The following is an 18,421-nucleotide window of genomic DNA, read 5'->3' on the forward strand; positions in this document are numbered from 1 at the left end:
ATTCTATAAAAGAGGAATCAGACTATACCAATTTAAGGAGAAAGCACAGCTTGCCTGTGTCGTATATACTATGTGTGGAATTGTTGGTGTTGTTGGAAACACAAATGCAACTGATATTTTGATTCAAGGGCTTGAAAAGCTCGAATACCGTGGCTATGATTCTGCGGGGATTTTTGTCCTAGGTGGTGCTGAGAATCATTTGGTGAAGGCTGTTGGTCGTATCGCAGAATTATCTGCCAAGACAGCTGGTGTTGAGGGAACAACTGGTATCGGACATACTCGTTGGGCAACTCACGGGAAACCAACTGAGGACAATGCTCACCCACATCGCTCTGAGACTGAACGTTTTGTTTTGGTGCACAATGGGGTGATTGAGAACTACCTTGAAATCAAGGAAGAATACCTTGCAGGTCACCACTTTAAGGGGCAAACAGATACTGAAATTGCCGTTCACTTGATTGGAAAATTTGCGGAAGAAGATGGCTTGTCAGTTCTTGAAGCCTTCAAAAAAGCTCTTCACATCATTCGTGGTTCTTATGCTTTTGCCTTGGTTGATTCACAAGATCCTGAAGTCATCTATGTGGCTAAGAATAAATCACCACTTTTGATTGGTCTTGGACAAGGCTATAACATGGTCTGCTCAGATGCTATGGCTATGATTCGTGAGACCAACCAATACATGGAAATTCATGACCAAGAGTTGGTAATCGTCAAGGCTGATAGCGTAGAAGTTCAAGACTATGATGGTAATAGTCGTGAGCGTGTTAGCTATACTGCGGAGCTTGACTTGTCAGATATCGGTAAAGGAACTTACCCTTACTACATGCTTAAGGAAATTGATGAGCAACCAACTGTTATGCGTAAACTCATCCAAGCCTACACAGATGAGGCAGGTCAAGTAGTGGTTGACCCAGCTATCATCAAGGCTGTTCAAGATGCAGATCGTATCTATATCCTCGCAGCTGGAACTTCTTACCACGCAGGATTTGCTTCCAAGAAGATGTTGGAAGAATTGACGGATACGCCAGTTGAACTTGGTATCTCCTCTGAGTGGGGCTACGGTATGCCACTTCTCAGCAAAAAACCACTCTTCATCTTTATCAGCCAGTCTGGTGAAACAGCGGATAGTCGTCAGGTTTTGGTTAAGGCTAATGAAATGGGAATTCCGAGCTTGACAGTGACAAATGTCCCAGGTTCAACTCTTTCTCGTGAAGCCAACCATACCATGCTCCTTCACGCAGGTCCTGAAATTGCCGTAGCCTCAACCAAGGCCTATACAGCGCAAATTGCAGCCCTTGCTTTTCTTGCAAAAGCAGTAGGAGAAGCAAATGGCAATGCTAAAGCGCAAGCCTTTGACTTGGTTCATGAGTTGTCAATCGTAGCTCAGTCTATCGAATCAACTCTTTCAGAGAAAGAAACCATTGAAGCCAAGGTTCGTGAGCTTCTTGAAACAACTCGCAACGCCTTTTACATCGGGCGTGGTCAAGATTACTATGTAGCCATGGAAGCAAGTCTCAAACTTAAAGAGATTTCTTACATTCAATGTGAAGGCTTTGCGGCAGGAGAACTCAAGCACGGAACCATTGCCTTGATTGAAGAAGGAACACCTGTTTTGGCCCTCTTGTCAGATCCAGTCCTTGCCAACCACACTCGCGGAAATATCCAAGAAGTGGCAGCCCGTGGTGCCAAAGTCCTCACTATCGCAGAAGAAAATGTTGCCAAAGATACAGATGATATCGTTCTTACGACCGTCCACCCTTACCTCTCACCAATCTCAATGGTAGTACCAACACAATTGGTCGCTTACTTTGCAACACTCCACCGTGGCCTTGATGTGGACAAACCACGTAACCTTGCTAAGTCAGTAACGGTAGAATAAGCTTAAAAAGTCTAGTTATCTAGGCTTTTTCTTGTGAGCAAATCGGTTGCTTGTACTCAAGATTCGTGTTAGAATAATTTTTCAAAATGAAGGACCGGAATAGACAAGGAGAATCACTGTGGTAGAATTGGGAATTTCAACATTTGGAGAAACAACGGAGCTTGAAGGGACTGGGAAAACTTACAGTCATGCTGAACGCATTCGCCAGTTGCTGGCAGAGATTGAACTGGCTGACAAGGTTGGTTTGGATGTGTATGGTATTGGTGAGCACCATCGAGCGGATTTTGCGGTATCAGCCCCAGAGATTGTCCTGGCAGCAGGTGCAGTCAATACCAAGAAAATCCGTTTGACCAGTGCAGTCAGCATTCTCTCAAGTATGGATCCGATTCGCTTGTTCCAACAGTATGCCACTATCGATGCTTTGTCAAATGGACGAGCGGAGATTATGGCTGGAAGGGGTTCTTTCACGGAATCTTTTCCCTTGTTTGGATATGATTTGAAAGACTACGAAGCCCTTTTTGATGAGAAATTAGACTTGCTTCAATTAGTCAATGAAAAGACCAAGTTAGACTGGCAAGGTCGATTGACCCAAACAATCTCTGGCAAAGAAGTTTATCCTCGTCCAGTTCAAGACAAATTGCCCTTGTGGATAGCGACAGGTGGTCATGTCGAATCAACAGTGAAGATTGCTCAGGCTGGTCTACCGATTGTTTATGCCATTATTGGTGGCAATCCGAGTTATTTTAAAAAGTTGATTCAGGCTTATCGTGAGATTGGGAGCGAAGCGGGTCATGCCAGTCAGGAACTAAAGGTTGGAGCTCATTCTTGGGGTTGGATTGCTGAAGATGGCGAGCAGGCTGTGAAAGATTATTTCCATCCGACCAAGCAAGTGGTGGATGCTATCTCTAAAGACCGTCCGCACTGGCAGGAATTGCGTTATGAACAATATTTGGAGCAAGTTGGGCCAAATGGTGCCATGTTTGTGGGCAATCCAGATCAGGTGGCAGAAAAATTGATTCGCATGATTGAGGATTTAGGTTTGGACCGCTTCATGCTCCATCTACCGCTTGGTTCCATGCCTCATGACCAGGTTCTGAGAGCTATTGAACTCTTCGGCACGCAAGTGGCTCCAAAAGTACGGGCATACTTCGCCATGAAAGAGTCTTAATAAAAAATCCTAATCGAATTGATAAAAAATCTATATAACAACTATTTTAAAAAAAGCAAAAACAGAAAAGAATCTCTGAAAAGCTAGTAAAATCAAGCTTTCCAGAGATTTTTTCGTTATTGATATAAACAATATCAATCAAGTCGATAGTCAATATATATTGGGAAAAGGTCAAAAGGAGTGGTAAGATGGTTTCAATCCAAATGGAAGGAGAAAAGTATGACAAGTAAAAGAGAGCTAGTTTTTAAAGCCATCCGAGGAGAAGAGGTGGAACGAGTTCCTGTAGGCTTTTGGTTTCATTTTGTAACACTGGAGGAAAAAGGGCAAGGTTTAAATAACCCACGTATCTTTCAAAAAAGTGTAGAGGGACATCGGAAGTACGTTGAAAGAATTCATCCTGATTTTGTCAAAATGATGAGTGACGGATTTTTCATTTATCCAAGTAATGTCTACAGTCTTTTGGTTTCAAGTATTCAGGAACTGGCTTCTATTGAGTCGATTGGTGAAAACCATCCTTGGATTCAGCAACAAGTAGAAGTGGTACAAGCTATTCGAGCAACCTTCACTGAGGAAATTGCTTCATTCTACAATATTTTTTCTCCGATTTCCTACTTGAAAAGGTGGTTTCGTACAGAGGCTTCTAGAGGTGATAAGGAGGTTGCAGATCTTTTTCTTGAAAATCCAGAGTTATTCAGGGAGATTTTAGACGTGATAGCAGAGGATATCGCTATCCTAACTAAAAAAATCATTCAGGATGGTGGAGCAGATGGAATCTATCTCAGTACTCAAGAAATTCAGGATGAGCGCATCACAGCAGAATTGTATCAGACCTATATTGAGCCAAGCAACATAAAGGTTTTAGAAGCTGCCAATCAGGTAGGTGGGGTAAATATCCTGCATATCTGCGGTTTCCAAGGTGCCAGTAACAATGTGACTATTTTCAAAGATTATCCAGCCCAGGTTTTCAATTGGGCAACCCACCATGAAGCAGTCAGTTTACCCCAAGGTCAGGAGCTATTTCATGGCAAAGCGGTCTTGGGTGGTTTTGAAAATGGGAAGCAGAGCATGCTTTATGGAGGTACAAAGGCTGCACTACAAGAGGAAACCAAACGCTTGTTAGCTGAGGCTGGGACTAGAGGAGTCCTTCTTGGAGCGGATTGCACGGTTCCAGATGAATTTGAATTAGAAAGATTGGACTGGATTCGTCAGGCTGCTGTTTTAAAATAGGAGGGCCTTATGAAAAGAAAAAAGTGGCTATTGGTAGGGACGGCCCTCGGCTTTATCATCTTACTTGCGTTTAGTTTTACAGAGGGACTTACTTGTAAGGAAGGGCCAAGATGTCATGGAGTTCAGGATTTTCAGAAGGGAAGTCTTCCCTTTATTCAAACCAACGATATTGCCAGTGTTTTATTAGTTGAAAAAGAAAGAAATGGAGAATAGAGATGTCAGAAAAAAGAGAATGGGTTTTAAAAGCATTTAGAGGAGAAGTGGTTGACCGTGTACCTGTAGGTTTTTGGCACCACTTTACATCAGAAGAGGAATGGTTAAAGGGATTTTCAAATCCCGTGATTATTGAAAAGAACATACAAGGTCACAAACGTTTTATCCGTGACCTACATCCAGACTTTATCAAGTTGATGAGTGATGGCTATTTTGCTTATCCAAATCCAGTTATTTCCAAAGGAAAGTCACTCCAAGAGTTGTCGGAGATTCAACCTCTGGGTCAAGATCATCCGTGGATTAGAGAGCAGGTAGAATTAGTGAAGAAGATTAAGCAGGAGTTTACGGAAGATATTGTTGCTATTTACAATATTTTTGCGCCTGTGACCTACCTCAAATGGTTACTTGGAGAAGTGTCTGGTGGAGATGATCTCATTGCAGATTTCTTAGTTCAAGATTCTCAGAAATTGAAAAAAGTACTTGATGTGATTGCGCAAGATATCGCTAGCTTGAGTCAAGCTATTATCAAAGATGCAGGAGCAGACGGTATCTATCTTAGTGTGCAAAGTATTCAGGATGCGCGTGTTTCTGTTGAAGACTATCAGAAGATTATTGCGCCGAGTGAACTGACTGTTTTAAATGCAGCTAAGTCGGTTAGTGGGGTAAATATCCTTCATATCTGTGGCTATGAAGGAGCCCGAAACGATATTCATATCTTTGCCGACTATCCAGCTCATGTTTTTAACTGGGCAGTTGGTCCAGAAGGGATCAGCCTAAAAGAAGGTCGTGAGATTTTCAAGGGTCGTGCTGTTTTGGGAGGATTTGAAAACGGTAAAGATGGCCTTCTCTATCGAGGCAGTAAGGAAGAAATTCAAGCTGAAACCAAACGCTTGATAGAAGAAACAGGTAAAGATGGCCTCATACTTGGAGCAGATTGTACCATTCCGAGCGATATTGCAGTGGAACGTATCCAGTGGGTGAGAGAAGCATTAGATAAATAAAGGAGAAGAATATGAGTAAGAAAACATGGATTATTGGTGGAGTTGCAGTTGTGGCAGTTCTTGGAGCAACGATTATTGGTAGAACTTTGGCGGGAGCATCTGCTAAAGGTGCAGATACAGCTTCGTCTGGACAAGTAACAACTTTAAAAGTTGCCCATACCCAAAACTATGTCCCTTATGATTTTATTGACGAAAAAGGGGAATCAGATGGTTATGAAGTCGCTGTTTTAAAGGCGGTTGATGAGAAATTAGCAGATTATAAATTTGAGTATACTGGAACTAGTGATGATGATCTCTTGATTGGACTTGAGTCTGGCAAGTACGATATTGGAACTAAAGGTGCTTGGTATACAGATGAACGGGCTAAGAAATTCATTATTCCATCTGAGCCAGTAGGAGCCAGCATTATTGGTTTTACTGTTAGAAAAGAAGATGAAGCCAAATATAAGAATATTGATGATTTCGCCAAAAATAAAGGAAAATTAGTACCAATCTCTCCTCAAAATGCTCAGTGGAATGTTATCAATAGTTATAATGACAAGCACAAGGATTCACCAATTGAGTTGACAGCTGCTGAATCATTCAAGGTGGCAGATGCTTATGCTTGGGTTTTAGAAGGACGTTACGATGCCTTCTTTGATATCAAGTTGTCTTTTGAAAAAGCAGTGACAGCAGAGGATGGTTCTTACCACCAATATGCGGACAAACTTAGCTGGTTCCCTTATAAAGGAATCCCAACCTATCCATTAATTCACCGTGATGAAAAGGGTGAGAAATTTGCTAAAGAGTATGAAAAAGCTATTAAAGAATTAAAAGAAGACGGTACTTTAGCTAAGCTTTCTCAAAAATACTTTAAAGAAGACGTCTTTAGCTACGTTGATAAAGATTAGATGAACAATCAGGCATGTTATACTCTTCGAAAATCTCTTCAAACCGCGTCAACGACGCCTTGCCGTAGGTATGGTTACTGACTTCGTCAGTTCTATCCACAACCTCAAAACACTGTTTTGAGCAACCTGCGGATAGTTTCCTAGTTTGATTTTCATTGAGTATTAGAAAGAGGTTTACATGGTTTCATATGATTTTTCAAGAGTGTTCCAATTTTTACCCACCTTATGGCAGGCTCTTCCGATGACCTTGTCCATTCTCTTTTTTACTACAATCCTTGGTTCCCTTTTCGGTGGCTTATTGGCTTGGGCTCAAGTGGGAGAAGATAAGACTTTTGCAGGTCTTTCCAAGGGCTATATTTTCACTCTTCGCTGTACTCCTCCTATTGTTTTACTATTCCTCGTCTTTTATGGTTTACCTGAATTTTTAAAATGGTGGTTGAATTTAGATATCAACAACTGGTCTAAGACGGTCTTCGTCTTATTCACCATGGTCTTGCTATTTGCGGCTATCATTGCAGAAGTATTTAAGGCGTCCTATCAGGCAATTCCCAAAGGTCAGATGGAAGCTGGAGTCAGTATTGGTCTGACACCTAGTCAAACATTCTGGAGAATCATTTTTCCTCAGGCATTTCAAGTGGCTCTTCCAAATATGACGACCGCTATTCTAAATTTGATGCGGGACGCTGCCCTAGCATATACGATTGGTTTTGTGGATGTCATGGGAGCTGGGAATCTCTTAATCAGTCGCAATTTGGGGAATTACTCTCTTGAAACCTATACAGCGGTTGCCATTCTTTATTGGGGTGTAGCCTTGGCTGTTTCCTTCTTGAGTCGCTTGTTAGAAAAATCTTTGGAAACGAAAGGGAGATAGGATATGGATTTAGACTATATTGCAAAAACCTTTTTAGAGACCTTAAAAGGGGTACCGACCACCTTGATTATCATGATTGTAGCCATGGTCTTAAGTTTTCTACCAGCCTTGTTTTTAGCTCTGGGACAAATATATAAAGTCAAAGGTGTTCGAACTTTCTCTCTCGTGTATCTAGCTTTTATAAGAGCAACGCCTCCAATTTTGCTAATTCTTTTCTTTTATAGTTTGTTTCCGAGTTTGCTCAATCAATTTCTCAAAAGCATAGGAAGTGATGTTGATATCTTTAAACTCAATCCGATCTATTATGCTTTTATTATCTATAGTTTGATGACAACAGGTAGTTTATCAGAAATCTTACGTTCGGCTATTTTGACTGTGGATAAGGGACAATTAGAAGCTGCACAAGCGATTGGCTTAACCACTAGTCAGGCTTATGTGAGGATTGTTTTTCCACAGGCCTTGCGATCAGTTCTGCCCAATCTGGCTAATCTAGTCATAAATATTGTAAAAGGGACCTCTTTGGTTTTTGTGATGACCATTAAGGATATTACAGCTATTGCCCGTGTTGAAGCGTCTTATGGTTATCAGTACTTTGAATCCTATTTTGTGATCTTTTTACAGTACATTCTTATTTGCGGATTGATTCAATGGGGCTTTTCAATCTTAGAGAAACGCTATATTCGAAGAGAAAAGGGACAAGTAGTGCCCAGTACAGGTTTAGCATAGGAGGAGACAATGTTACAAGTAGAACATGTTGCAAAAAAATTTGGAGACAGACAAGTCCTAGAAGATGTGAATCTCAAGGTCAACCAAGGGGATGTGGTTGTAATCTTGGGGCCATCTGGATCAGGTAAAACGACTTTTCTCAGATGTCTCAATCATTTAGAAAAGGCCGATAGTGGCTCTTTGAAGCTTGCTGATAAAGAATACGATCTTGGCAAATTGACCAAAAAAGATATTTTAGAAATTCGCCAGAAGACTGCCTTTGTTTTTCAACATTATAATTTATTTGCTAATAAAACGGCCTTGGAAAATATTTTAGAGGGCCTGGTGATTGCTCGGAAAATTCCTAAGGAAGAAGCCATCAAACGTGCGGAAGCTGCCTTAGAAAAAGTTGGTTTACTAGCTTATAAAGATTACTATCCCTCTCAGCTTTCTGGAGGCCAGCAACAACGAATCGGCATTGCGCGTGCCATCGCTGTGAAACCAGAGGTCATTTTATTAGATGAGCCAACATCGGCCTTGGATCCAGAGTTGGTAGGGGATGTTTTAGATGTTTTAAAACAGTTAGCTAAAGAAGGAGTTACTATGGTAGTAGTGACTCATGAGATGGGTTTTGCTAGAGACGTGGCCAATCATGTTATTTTTATGGACGGTGGGAAAATTGTTGAAGAAAATGATGCCCATGAATTCTTTAGTCGTCCAAAAGAAGAACGAACCAAGCAATTTTTGGCACGAATACTCTCGGATGCGACCTATAGTGTAGAATATATGATTTGATAGTTAAGATTATCAGGGTAAAAATCAATCCCCCGAGCGTTAAGGCTTGGGGGATTGTTCTATAGGAGGGCTAGTTTAGTTCTCTTTTTTGTTTTTTAGCAAGAAACCGAGACCTAGGAGTGCAAGGAGGCTGATTCCTGCAAACAGGAGTTTGTTATCGTTTTTGGTTCCTGTATTTGGAAGTTCAGCTTGTTTAGCTGGAGTTGCAGGTATATTTTCCTTGTTAGAGTTATCTACCGATTCGTTTCGAACAGCTTCACTTACAGATGATGCTTGTACTTCTTGTGCTGGTTGTGAAACTTGTGAAGCTTGTGAATCAGTTGTAGCTTGGCTAGGTTTATTTTCCGCATCAGCTACTTTTGTATCTGGTTTTGCAGAATCAGGTTTAGCTTGTGGAGCTGGATCTGGATTTTGATGTTCAGGTTTGTTTGATCTGTTTGGAATATCGCTTGGACCGTGATCTTGACCTTGTTCTTGTTCTTGTTTAGAATTCGGAAGGTCAGATTTTGGATTATCTTCCATAGCTGGACGGCCTTGAGAGACTCGAAGAACAGTAGCTGTAAGGGCATTCAATTTCAAGCCTTTTTCAGTCCACTCAAGTCCTTTCGGGTTGGCAATTCCTACTGGTCCTGCTTGGTTTTCATCTGCCAAAACTTCAGCATTTCTGAGGTGGGCAAAGGCAGTTCCCAAATTAAATTCACGAGCTTTTTCGTCCGCATTGACAAAGACTGCGTAGATATCCCCATTTGGAGCAGTAATTTGGTAGCCGATCACTACATCTTCTTTTTCCACACCATTTTGACCTGGGACAGTGATGAGGTGGACACGGTCTTTGATATCTTGAAGACTCTTAAGTCGGAAGGCATCTGTAGATTGACGAAGGGCAATCAACCCTTTCATATAGTCACGACTCTTGACATTTTCAGGATATGCTTTTCTATCTGTAGCCTTAGTCCAGTCAAACTTGTTGACTGCATCGCTAGAATCGTAAGAGTCATGGATGAAGTAAGGATAGTCAAATGGATTACCGTCCTTATCACGCAACAAGTGAGATTTGTTTGGTTGTTTGTCCTCTGCTACTGGAGTCTTGTAGGCTGGGTCACGGAATTGTTTGGTGCGACCATATTCCTGACCAGAGTGGATAAATGGAGTTCCTTGAGCTGTTAAGACCATGAGGTTTCCAAGTCGTAAACGACGATGGATTTCAGCATAGTTCTCAGCCTTGCTTGGGTCTTTTTTGATAGACTGGGCAATGATATCAAAGAGGGTCAAGTTGTCATGGGCTGCGATGTATTGGATGACATCTCCAGGGCTGTCTGCTTCAAAGTTGGTTGGTTGAGCAATCAGATTTTTGAAGATAGTGTTGATATCACGTTTGCCACCTGTGATAAAAGCAGGTTGACCTTCATTTGGATAACCAGACTTGAGGTTGTTACGGATGTCATCTGAGAAGACAGCGACAGTATCGGTATGTTTCATCCAATCTTGGTCAGCAGCTTTAGTAGGCATATTTTCATCACCAGCATAGGTTCTCCAACCTTCACCCAGCATGATTAGGTTTGGATTGAGGGCGCGTGCAGCCTTGTAAGCTTCTTCGATAGAAGCGGCATCATGGTCTCCCATCATATCGAAACGGAAGCCATCAACTTTGTAGGTATCAACTAGATACTTGATAGAATCAACTAGGAGGCGTTTGGTCATATAGTGAGTTGTCCCCAAACGTCCACCACCAAAGCTAGTTCGAGGTGTTCCATCGGCATCCATAAAGTGATAGTAGTTTGGTTCCAAATCTTCAAAGATATCTACTTTGGCTGTATGGTTATAAACTACGTCCAGGATGGCTCCCATGCCACGTTTATGGATTTCGTTGATGAGGTTTTTGAATTCTGCGATTCGTTTTTCTGGATTCTTAGGATCGCTTGAGTACATACCAGTCAATGAGAAGTAGTTTTGAGGGTCATATCCCCAGTTGTAGTTGCTGTTGCTTGAAGCATAGTCAGATAAGCGTTCGTGGTTCTTCAACTCATTGACAAAGTAGTAAGACAAGACTGGAAGGAGCTGGATGTGGGTTACACCCAAGTTTTTGAGGTAGTCTAGTTTTTCGATAAAGGCTTCAAAAGTACCAAATGGCTTAGTCAAATCTTTTGCGATGGCAGGATCTGAAGTGAAGTCACGCACATGAGCTTCATAGATGACAGCATCTTCGCGCGATTTGAAGTTGCGAATCTTACCATAAGTCAAGTCTTGAGGTCCTAGTTTAGCTGGATCTACAAAGGCAGCTTTAGCCACTTTATGGGCATCGTCAATCTTAGCATCGTCACTATTCCAAGCAGCGAGGGATTTAGCGTAAGGATCGAGTGCAAGAACAGTTTTACCCTGACGCTCGATTTGGTATTGATAATAGTAGCCAGTGAAATCTGTGATGCCTAGTTTGTTTGTGCTATCTAGAGTTTGTTTCCAAGTTCCTCTTTCCCCTTTTTCAAGAGCGACAGTTCCAACTACTTTTTCAGGGTCATTCTTGTCGTAGACAACAACAGAAACCTTATCAGCACTTGGTGACCAGAGAGTTAAATCAACCTGTTTTCCTTCTTCTTTGAGTTCAGCTCCAAGTTTACCATCATAGCTGTAAGTCTCATCTTTCAGGCGCCAGCTTGTTTTGGTAGTGAATTTGTCAGAGTTGTAGCTAACGGTATAAGGATGTTTTGTGTCAGAGAAATCTCCGCTGTAGGTCACTTTCTTACCAGCCTCATCGATTGTAACATCAGTGATAGTTACTTTGTTTCCTAGATGATTAGTGATGTTGGAGTGTTTGAGGATATCTTCTTTTTTAGCACCGACAAGTGTTGAAAAACTACTTTCAATGCTAGAAGTTCCTACGTGTTGAGCTCCTGTCATGCGGATATCGTGCACATAGTAGGGGTTGGTGTAGATGGTTTCGTCATCATCTTTTAGGAAAATTTGGCTATGATTTTTCAAATCTGTGAACTTATAATCTTCTTTACGGATTTTCACATCGTCTCCTTGTTTCTTTCTGTCTAGTAATAAAAATCCAAGATCTTTAGCTGCATCTTTGAGTGGAATATCGATATAGCGACCATATTTGCCTGTAGCCGTAAAGTCTGTTCCGTTAGGCCATTCACCACTACTTGGATTTTTCACATCTCCCCAGTACCAGAGAGCTTTCTTGTCATAGTTGCCATCTGTACGGTAGTAGTTGACGCGAATAGTTCCTGCAGGTTGTGGCTCGTAAGAGAAAACCTTGTGATCTTGGTCTAGCCAAGCCTCATTCATCTTTGGTGCCAGTTTTTCTACCGATTTATCTCCGGTTAGATTTTTTCCGGCTGTATTATTGATGAGGAAGCTAATTTTTTTGGCTTGTTCTCCCTTTAATTTGACATCTAGGTAGTAGCCGTAGTCATCTTTTTTGGCATCCTTGAAGGACAAGGCTCCGTTAGGCCAGTTTTCAGAAGGTTTTTCAACATCGTCCCAAGTCCATAGTCCTTGACTATCCTTGTTTTCTTCAGGAAGTTTTTTGACGTGGATACGGAAGTAATTGTCTTCGATTGGCTCTTCTGCCTTAGTTTCAGTCGTAGTAGAAGTAGTTGGTTCGCTTGAACGATCTTGTCCGGTTTGTGGTGCTGAATCAGCAGGGCTTGCAGCAGGAGTGGTTGCCTCTGTTACAGGTTTTTCTTCTTTTTTCTCTAGGGAAGCGTTTGCATTTTCAAGTGAAGAAATATCACTTTCTTTCTTACTAGTGCTCGTTGCTGTATCAGTAAGAGGTTGGGCAAGGGCAGTAGTAGTTTCACTATTACTTGCGTTAGTGGTTGTAGTATTTTCCTTGGCTGAGATAGTTGGTGTAGCCATGGCAAGTAGGACAAAGCTTGCGCCGATAAGGACAGAACCAGTTCCATTTTTGAGGGAACGGATGCTGTAGACCATTTTTTTCTCAGTGTGAGATGGTGTTTTTCTCATAATGATTCTCCAATCAATAAATTTCTATATCAGTATAGCATGTAGTAAAACAATATGCAAGCGTTTTCTTAAAATTAAAATAAAAGAAAAATCGCAACAGGTTTTCTGTTACGACTAAGCTAGTCTTTCTTTATGAATTTGTGAACCCAAAAGGTGGAGGTGGTGAAATAGTTCTGCAGTAGAAAGATTCCGACTACAAATAATGGGTTTAGGACAGTTGGAAACAGGGAAGGTAGTGATAACAATATCGTGTGGAATTTGATTGAAGATTGAGGAAGAGATACTGGACTTTTCCCAAGAGTCAAACAGATAGAGATTGTTACCGTAGTGGGAAAGGGCGTCAATTAGGTTTTGTGCGTGCTCACTATCTAGATGACTAATGACCAAAACACGAATTTTGGGAAGTTTTTGAAGTAATTGGACTAAAATGCGTTGTCCTTGGATAGAAAAGGCATAAACTAGCTCTTGTAGTTTACTTGGGTGACTCTCTAGACCAATCTCAGCTAGATACGTCTGAAATTTACTTTTACTTACTTCAAATAGTTTTGGAAATTCTTTTTGGTAATTGGTTAAAAGCAAAGACTTTTGCTTTTCAAGAGATTTGTTGCTAAGTGGGTGGAGAAAATCAGATTGGGCAGTGTAGTGGAGGAGCCAAATCAATTCTTCGCGATTTGCAATCTGTAGGTGAAATTCTTTAGATAATTCTTCTAAAATTTGACTCAATAAACGATAGGATTTTTGAATCTGATGAATGTCTCCTATCGCTTCATTACAAGGTTTATTTGTGATTTGAGGCAACTTTACTGGGGTTGAAAATAGCTGTTCCAGTGCTTCTTTTGTAGGTTCAAAATGGAGTTTTTTAGCCAGTTTTTTGATATCTTGTTCGAACTGCGGAATTTGCATGAGAGAGCTGTAGTGTCTGGTTAAAAGGGGAGTAGGATTTTCAATAAAGTGTTTCCTTTTAAAACGCTCCATATTGATAGCTAGGGTATATTTGATTTGTCGTAGACTGCTGAGGTTGAGTGACACTTGTTGGGCCTTCAAAAATAACTGAATCAAATCAGTCAAATACTCTTCGGAAATAGAAGAGAAGGACCAATCAAGAAAGCTGTAACTTTGGCTAAAGTAGTCCAGATAAAAGGCGCGAATGTCTTCTTCTGCTCCCTCCAAGACTAAAGGAGAAAGTTGGATGCTGATGCCATAGTGTTGCGGGAGTTTAGTATTTAGATGTTGGATGATTTCCTGAACTCGTTCGTAACTAATCATAAGTTCCTGAGATATTTGGTCAAGAGATTGTTCCTCTTTGAAAAATAGACAGTTCAAAAAAGAATAAGTTGGAGATTGTTCAAAGATAGCAATCCTAGGGTCTAAGGAGTTTCGGACTTCAAACTGCAACTGAGTACCTTCTTTTGTTGAGCGAATAAGGAGGTTAGGAAATAATTGCTCAAGTTTAAAAAGGTGTTCTTGCAATTCTTTCACTGACAGATTCAGATTTTCTGACAAAGATGAATCTTGTATCCAATCCTGGTGTTTGGTTAGTTCTTCCAGTAACGTTAGCAAATTCTGTTCTGTTTCAGAAAGCAAAATATCCATAACAAACCTCCTTATATATTTATACATATATATTAAAAGAAAAAGTAAGTAAAGTCAAGAAAAACAGGCTAAGATAAAATAGGATAACTGTAATTTACTATATTCTTCGTAGATAATTGGGCTGAAAATGGACTTCGTAAATCAATAGTTGAATTTAATTTTTTATAGGAAAAGATTTTATCAAAAATTCGTTAATCCCCTTGAAAAATCTAGCTAAATAGGGTATAATGTAAGTAATCATTTGTCGTAGGTTTTGTCTGAAATATTGTCCAGACAAGGCTCACAGCAGTTAAATCTTCTGAAAAAGTCAGATTTAGCTGCTCTTTTTGTGCTTTTTTTCAGGATTTTGAGTACTTGTAACAAAGACTTAAAGATTCTGAAAATTCGTCAAGAGGACACGGTGATAGGGGTTTTACAACCATATGACGATTAGAAAGCCTGATTGACAAGGCTTGGAACTTATTTACAAAGGAGAATCATCTTGGCAGGACATGACGTTCAATACGGGAAACATCGTACCCGTCGTAGTTTTTCAAGAATCAAAGAAGTTCTTGACTTACCAAATTTGATTGAAATTCAAACTGACTCATTCAAAGCTTTCCTAGACCACGGTCTTAAGGAAGTGTTTGAAGATGTATTGCCAATTTCAAACTTCACAGACACAATGGAGTTGGAATTTGTTGGATATGAAATCAAGGAACCAAAATATACGCTAGAAGAAGCTCGTATCCACGATGCTAGCTACTCAGCACCAATTTTTGTAACCTTCCGCTTGATCAATAAAGAAACAGGCGAAATCAAGACCCAAGAAGTTTTCTTTGGTGATTTCCCAATCATGACAGAAATGGGTACTTTCATCATCAATGGTGGTGAACGTATCATCGTATCTCAGTTGGTCCGCTCACCAGGTGTTTACTTTAACGATAAAGTTGATAAAAACGGTAAAGTGGGCTACGGTTCAACTGTTATCCCTAACCGTGGAGCTTGGTTGGAACTTGAAAGCGACTCAAAAGACATCGCCTACACTCGTATCGACCGTACTCGTAAAATTCCATTTACAACCTTAGTGCGTGCCCTTGGGTTTTCAGGTGATGATGAAATCTTTGATATCTTTGGTGATAGTGAATTGGTTCGCAACACTGTTGAAAAAGATATCCACAAGAACCCAATGGATTCTCGTACAGACGAAGCCTTGAAAGAAATTTACGAACGCCTTCGTCCAGGTGAGCCTAAGACTGCTGAAAGCTCACGTAGCTTGCTTGTAGCTCGTTTCTTTGACCCACGTCGCTATGATTTGGCAGCAGTTGGTCGTTACAAGATCAATAAAAAACTCAATGTTAAAACACGCTTGCTCAACCAAACCATTGCAGAGCCATTGGTAGACCCTGAAACAGGAGAAATCTTGGTAGAAGCTGGAACAATCATGACTCGTAGCGTGATTGAAAGTATTGAAAGCTATTTGGATGGCGACTTGAACAAGATTGTTTACATTCCAAATGATGCAGCCGTTGTGACTGAGCCAGTTGTTCTTCAAAAATTCAAGGTTGTTGCACCAACTGACCCAGACCGTGTCGTAACAATTATTGGTAATGCTAATCCAGATGACAAGGTTCGTATCGTCACTCCTGCAGATATCCTTGCTGAGATGAGCTACTTCCTCAACTTGGCTGAAGGACTTGGCCGTGTTGATGATATCGACCACCTTGGGAACCGTCGTATCCGTGCGGTTGGTGAATTGCTTGCCAACCAAGTACGCCTTGGACTTTCTCGTATGGAACGTAATGTCCGTGAACGTATGTCTGTTCAAGATAACGAAGTCTTGACACCACAACAAATTATCAATATCCGTCCTGTAACAGCTGCGGTTAAAGAATTCTTTGGTTCATCACAGTTGTCACAGTTCATGGACCAACACAATCCGCTTTCTGAGTTGTCTCACAAACGCCGTTTGTCAGCCTTGGGGCCTGGTGGTTTGACACGTGACCGCGCTGGATATGAAGTACGTGACGTGCACTACACTCACTACGGTCGTATGTGTCCAATCGAGACACCTGAAGGACCTAACATCGGTTTGATCAATAACTTGTCATCTTACGGACACTTGAACAAGTATGGTTTTGTTCAAACACCATACCGTAAGGTTGACCGTGAAACAGGTGTTGTCACGAACGAAATCGTTTGGTTGACAGCCGATGAAGAAGATGAATATACTGTAGCACAGGCTAATTCTCGTCTGAATGAAGATGGAACATTTGCTGAAAAAGTTGTCATGGGACGTCACCAAGGGGTCAACCAAGAGTATCCAGCTAATGTTGTTGACTACATGGACGTTTCACCAAAACAGGTAGTTGCCGTTGCGACAGCATGTATTCCTTTCTTGGAAAACGATGACTCCAACCGTGCCCTCATGGGAGCCAACATGCAACGTCAGGCTGTGCCATTGATCAATCCTCAGGCACCTTACGTTGGTACTGGTATGGAATACCAAGCAGCCCACGATTCAGGAGCTGCTGTGATTGCTCAGTATGACGGTAAAGTTACCTATGCAGATGCTGACAAGGTAGAAGTTCGTCGTGAAGATGGTTCATTGGACGTTTACCACATCCAAAAATTCCGTCGTTCAAACTCAGGTACTGCTTACAACCAACGCACTCTCGTAAAAGTTGGCGATGTCGTTGAAAAAGGCGATTTTATCGCTGACGGACCTTCCATGGAAAATGGAGAAATGGCGCTTGGACAAAACCCAATCGTTGCCTACATGACTTGGGAAGGTTACAACTTCGAGGATGCTGTTATCATGAGCGAACGCTTGGTTAAAGACGATGTCTACACATCTGTTCACCTTGAAGAATACGAATCAGAAACACGCGATACAAAGCTTGGGCCTGAAGAAATCACTCGCGAAATTCCAAACGTTGGTGAAGATGCCCTTAAAGACCTTGACGAAATGGGTATTATCCGTATCGGTGCTGAGGTTAAAGAAGGTGATATCCTTGTAGGTAAAGTAACACCTAAGGGTGAGAAAGACCTTTCAGCTGAAGAACGTCTCTTGCACGCTATCTTCGGAGATAAATCTCGTGAAGTGCGTGATACTTCTCTTCGTGTACCACACGGTGCCGATGGTGTCGTTCGTGATGTTAAGATCTTTACACGTGCAAATGGAGATGAGTTGCAATCAGGTGTCAACATGCTGGTTCGCGTCTACATCGCTCAAAAACGTAAGATCAAGGTCGGAGATAAGATGGCCGGACGTCATGGAAATAAAGGGGTTGTCTCTCGTATCGTTCCTGTAGAAGACATGCCTTACCTTCCAGATGGAACTCCAGTCGATATCATGTTGAACCCACTTGGGGTGCCATCACGTATGAATATCGGTCAGGTTATGGAGCTTCACCTTGGTATGGCTGCTCGTACTCTTGGTATTCACATCGCAACACCAGTCTTTGACGGAGCAAGTTCTGAAGACCTTTGGTCAACTGTTAAAGAAGCAGGTATGGATAGCGATGCCAAAACGATCCTTTACGATGGACGTACAGGTGAACCATTTGATAACCGTGTTTCTGTCGGAGTCATGTACATGATCAAACTCCACCACATGGTTGACGATAAATTGCACGCGCGTTCAGTCGGACCATACTCAACCGTTACTCAACAACCACTCGGAGGTAAAGCTCAGTTTGGTGGCCAACGTTTTGGTGAGATGGAGGTTTGGGCTCTTGAAGCCTACGGTGCATCAAATGTCCTACAAGAAATCTTGACTTACAAGTCTGACGATATCAACGGACGTTTGAAAGCTTATGAAGCCATTACAAAAGGAAAACCAATTCCAAAACCAGGTGTTCCAGAATCATTCCGAGTTCTTGTCAAAGAATTGCAATCTCTTGGTCTTGATATGCGTGTCCTTGACGAAGATGACCAAGAAGTGGAACTTCGCGACTTGGATGAAGGAATGGACGAAGATGTCATCCACGTAGATGACCTTGAAAAAGCCCGCGAAAAAGCAGCCCAAGAGGCTAAAGCAGCCTTTGAAGCTGAAGAAGCTGAAAAAGCAACAAAAGCGGAAGCAACAGAAGAAGCTGCTGAACAAGAATAAGCAGTTCACTTAGA

At 41.5% G+C, this 18,421-nt stretch carries 12 protein-coding genes; 10 read left to right on the plus strand and 2 right to left on the minus strand.

The features are described 5' to 3' along the window. The first annotated feature begins 70 nt into the window (after positions 1-70). The 9 genes from glmS to N8L90_RS02140 all read left to right on the plus strand — a co-directional run bounded on the left by glmS (position 71) and on the right by N8L90_RS02140 (position 8,749). A complete protein-coding gene (gene glmS, locus N8L90_RS02100; RefSeq protein ID WP_261023944.1) occupies positions 71-1,879 on the plus strand; it encodes a glutamine--fructose-6-phosphate transaminase (isomerizing) in 1,809 nt (602 codons plus the stop codon). Between the two features lie 118 nt (positions 1,880-1,997). Beyond that, positions 1,998-3,047, plus strand: coding sequence for an LLM class flavin-dependent oxidoreductase (locus tag N8L90_RS02105; protein WP_261023945.1), 1,050 nt, complete (start codon positions 1,998-2,000; stop codon positions 3,045-3,047). Positions 3,048-3,266: 219 nt separating this feature from the next. Further along, positions 3,267-4,274, plus strand: coding sequence for a uroporphyrinogen decarboxylase family protein (locus N8L90_RS02110; protein ID WP_261023946.1), 1,008 nt, complete (start codon positions 3,267-3,269; stop codon positions 4,272-4,274). A 9-nt stretch (positions 4,275-4,283) separates the two neighbouring features. After that, positions 4,284-4,487, plus strand: a complete 204-nt coding sequence (locus N8L90_RS02115; RefSeq protein ID WP_224218158.1) for a hypothetical protein — start codon at positions 4,284-4,286, stop codon at positions 4,485-4,487. Positions 4,488-4,489: 2 nt separating this feature from the next. Further along, complete coding sequence (locus tag N8L90_RS02120) at positions 4,490-5,488, plus strand: uroporphyrinogen decarboxylase family protein (RefSeq protein ID WP_261023947.1); 999 nt, start codon at positions 4,490-4,492, stop codon at positions 5,486-5,488. Between the two features lie 11 nt (positions 5,489-5,499). Continuing rightward, positions 5,500-6,378, plus strand: a complete 879-nt coding sequence (locus N8L90_RS02125) for a transporter substrate-binding domain-containing protein (protein ID WP_261023948.1) — start codon at positions 5,500-5,502, stop codon at positions 6,376-6,378. A gap of 178 nt (positions 6,379-6,556) precedes the next feature. After that, positions 6,557-7,249 (plus strand): amino acid ABC transporter permease, encoded by a 693-nt coding sequence (locus tag N8L90_RS02130; RefSeq protein ID WP_004256697.1) that lies wholly within the window; start codon positions 6,557-6,559, stop codon positions 7,247-7,249. 3 nt (positions 7,250-7,252) lie between these two features. Beyond that, positions 7,253-7,975 (plus strand): amino acid ABC transporter permease, encoded by a 723-nt coding sequence (locus N8L90_RS02135; RefSeq protein WP_261023949.1) that lies wholly within the window; start codon positions 7,253-7,255, stop codon positions 7,973-7,975. A 9-nt stretch (positions 7,976-7,984) separates the two neighbouring features. Next, complete coding sequence (locus N8L90_RS02140; protein WP_261023950.1) at positions 7,985-8,749, plus strand: amino acid ABC transporter ATP-binding protein; 765 nt, start codon at positions 7,985-7,987, stop codon at positions 8,747-8,749. Between the two features lie 75 nt (positions 8,750-8,824). Here the strand turns inward: N8L90_RS02140 and N8L90_RS02145 are convergent, their stop codons facing one another. Continuing rightward, complete coding sequence (locus N8L90_RS02145) at positions 8,825-12,721, minus strand: pullulanase (protein WP_261023951.1); 3,897 nt, start codon at positions 12,719-12,721, stop codon at positions 8,825-8,827. 114 nt (positions 12,722-12,835) lie between these two features. Beyond that, complete coding sequence (locus tag N8L90_RS02150; protein ID WP_261023952.1) at positions 12,836-14,314, minus strand: AcpB/EbpR/MafR family transcriptional regulator; 1,479 nt, start codon at positions 14,312-14,314, stop codon at positions 12,836-12,838. A gap of 481 nt (positions 14,315-14,795) precedes the next feature. Between N8L90_RS02150 and rpoB the strand changes: the two genes are divergently transcribed. Then, complete coding sequence (gene rpoB, locus N8L90_RS02155) at positions 14,796-18,407, plus strand: DNA-directed RNA polymerase subunit beta (protein WP_261023953.1); 3,612 nt, start codon at positions 14,796-14,798, stop codon at positions 18,405-18,407. The last annotated feature ends 14 nt before the right edge of the window (positions 18,408-18,421 follow it).

The sequence above is a fragment of the Streptococcus mitis genome (assembly GCF_946190115.1).
Classification (GTDB): domain Bacteria; phylum Bacillota; class Bacilli; order Lactobacillales; family Streptococcaceae; genus Streptococcus; species Streptococcus mitis_CO.

Bases quoted from the DNA above. Each gene is read 5' to 3' on its own strand.
- glmS (WP_261023944.1), top strand. From the start codon at position 71: ATGTGTGGAATTGTTGGTGTTGTTGGAAACACAAATGCAACTGATATT.
- N8L90_RS02110 (WP_261023946.1), top strand. From the start codon at position 3,267: ATGACAAGTAAAAGAGAGCTAGTTTTTAAAGCCATCCGAGGAGAAGAG.
- N8L90_RS02115 (WP_224218158.1), top strand. From the start codon at position 4,284: ATGAAAAGAAAAAAGTGGCTATTGGTAGGGACGGCCCTCGGCTTTATC.
- N8L90_RS02120 (WP_261023947.1), top strand. From the start codon at position 4,490: ATGTCAGAAAAAAGAGAATGGGTTTTAAAAGCATTTAGAGGAGAAGTG.
- N8L90_RS02125 (WP_261023948.1), top strand. From the start codon at position 5,500: ATGAGTAAGAAAACATGGATTATTGGTGGAGTTGCAGTTGTGGCAGTT.
- N8L90_RS02130 (WP_004256697.1), top strand. From the start codon at position 6,557: ATGGTTTCATATGATTTTTCAAGAGTGTTCCAATTTTTACCCACCTTA.
- N8L90_RS02135 (WP_261023949.1), top strand. From the start codon at position 7,253: ATGGATTTAGACTATATTGCAAAAACCTTTTTAGAGACCTTAAAAGGG.
- N8L90_RS02140 (WP_261023950.1), top strand. From the start codon at position 7,985: ATGTTACAAGTAGAACATGTTGCAAAAAAATTTGGAGACAGACAAGTC.
- N8L90_RS02145 (WP_261023951.1), bottom strand. From the start codon at position 12,721: ATGAGAAAAACACCATCTCACACTGAGAAAAAAATGGTCTACAGCATC.
- N8L90_RS02150 (WP_261023952.1), bottom strand. From the start codon at position 14,314: ATGGATATTTTGCTTTCTGAAACAGAACAGAATTTGCTAACGTTACTG.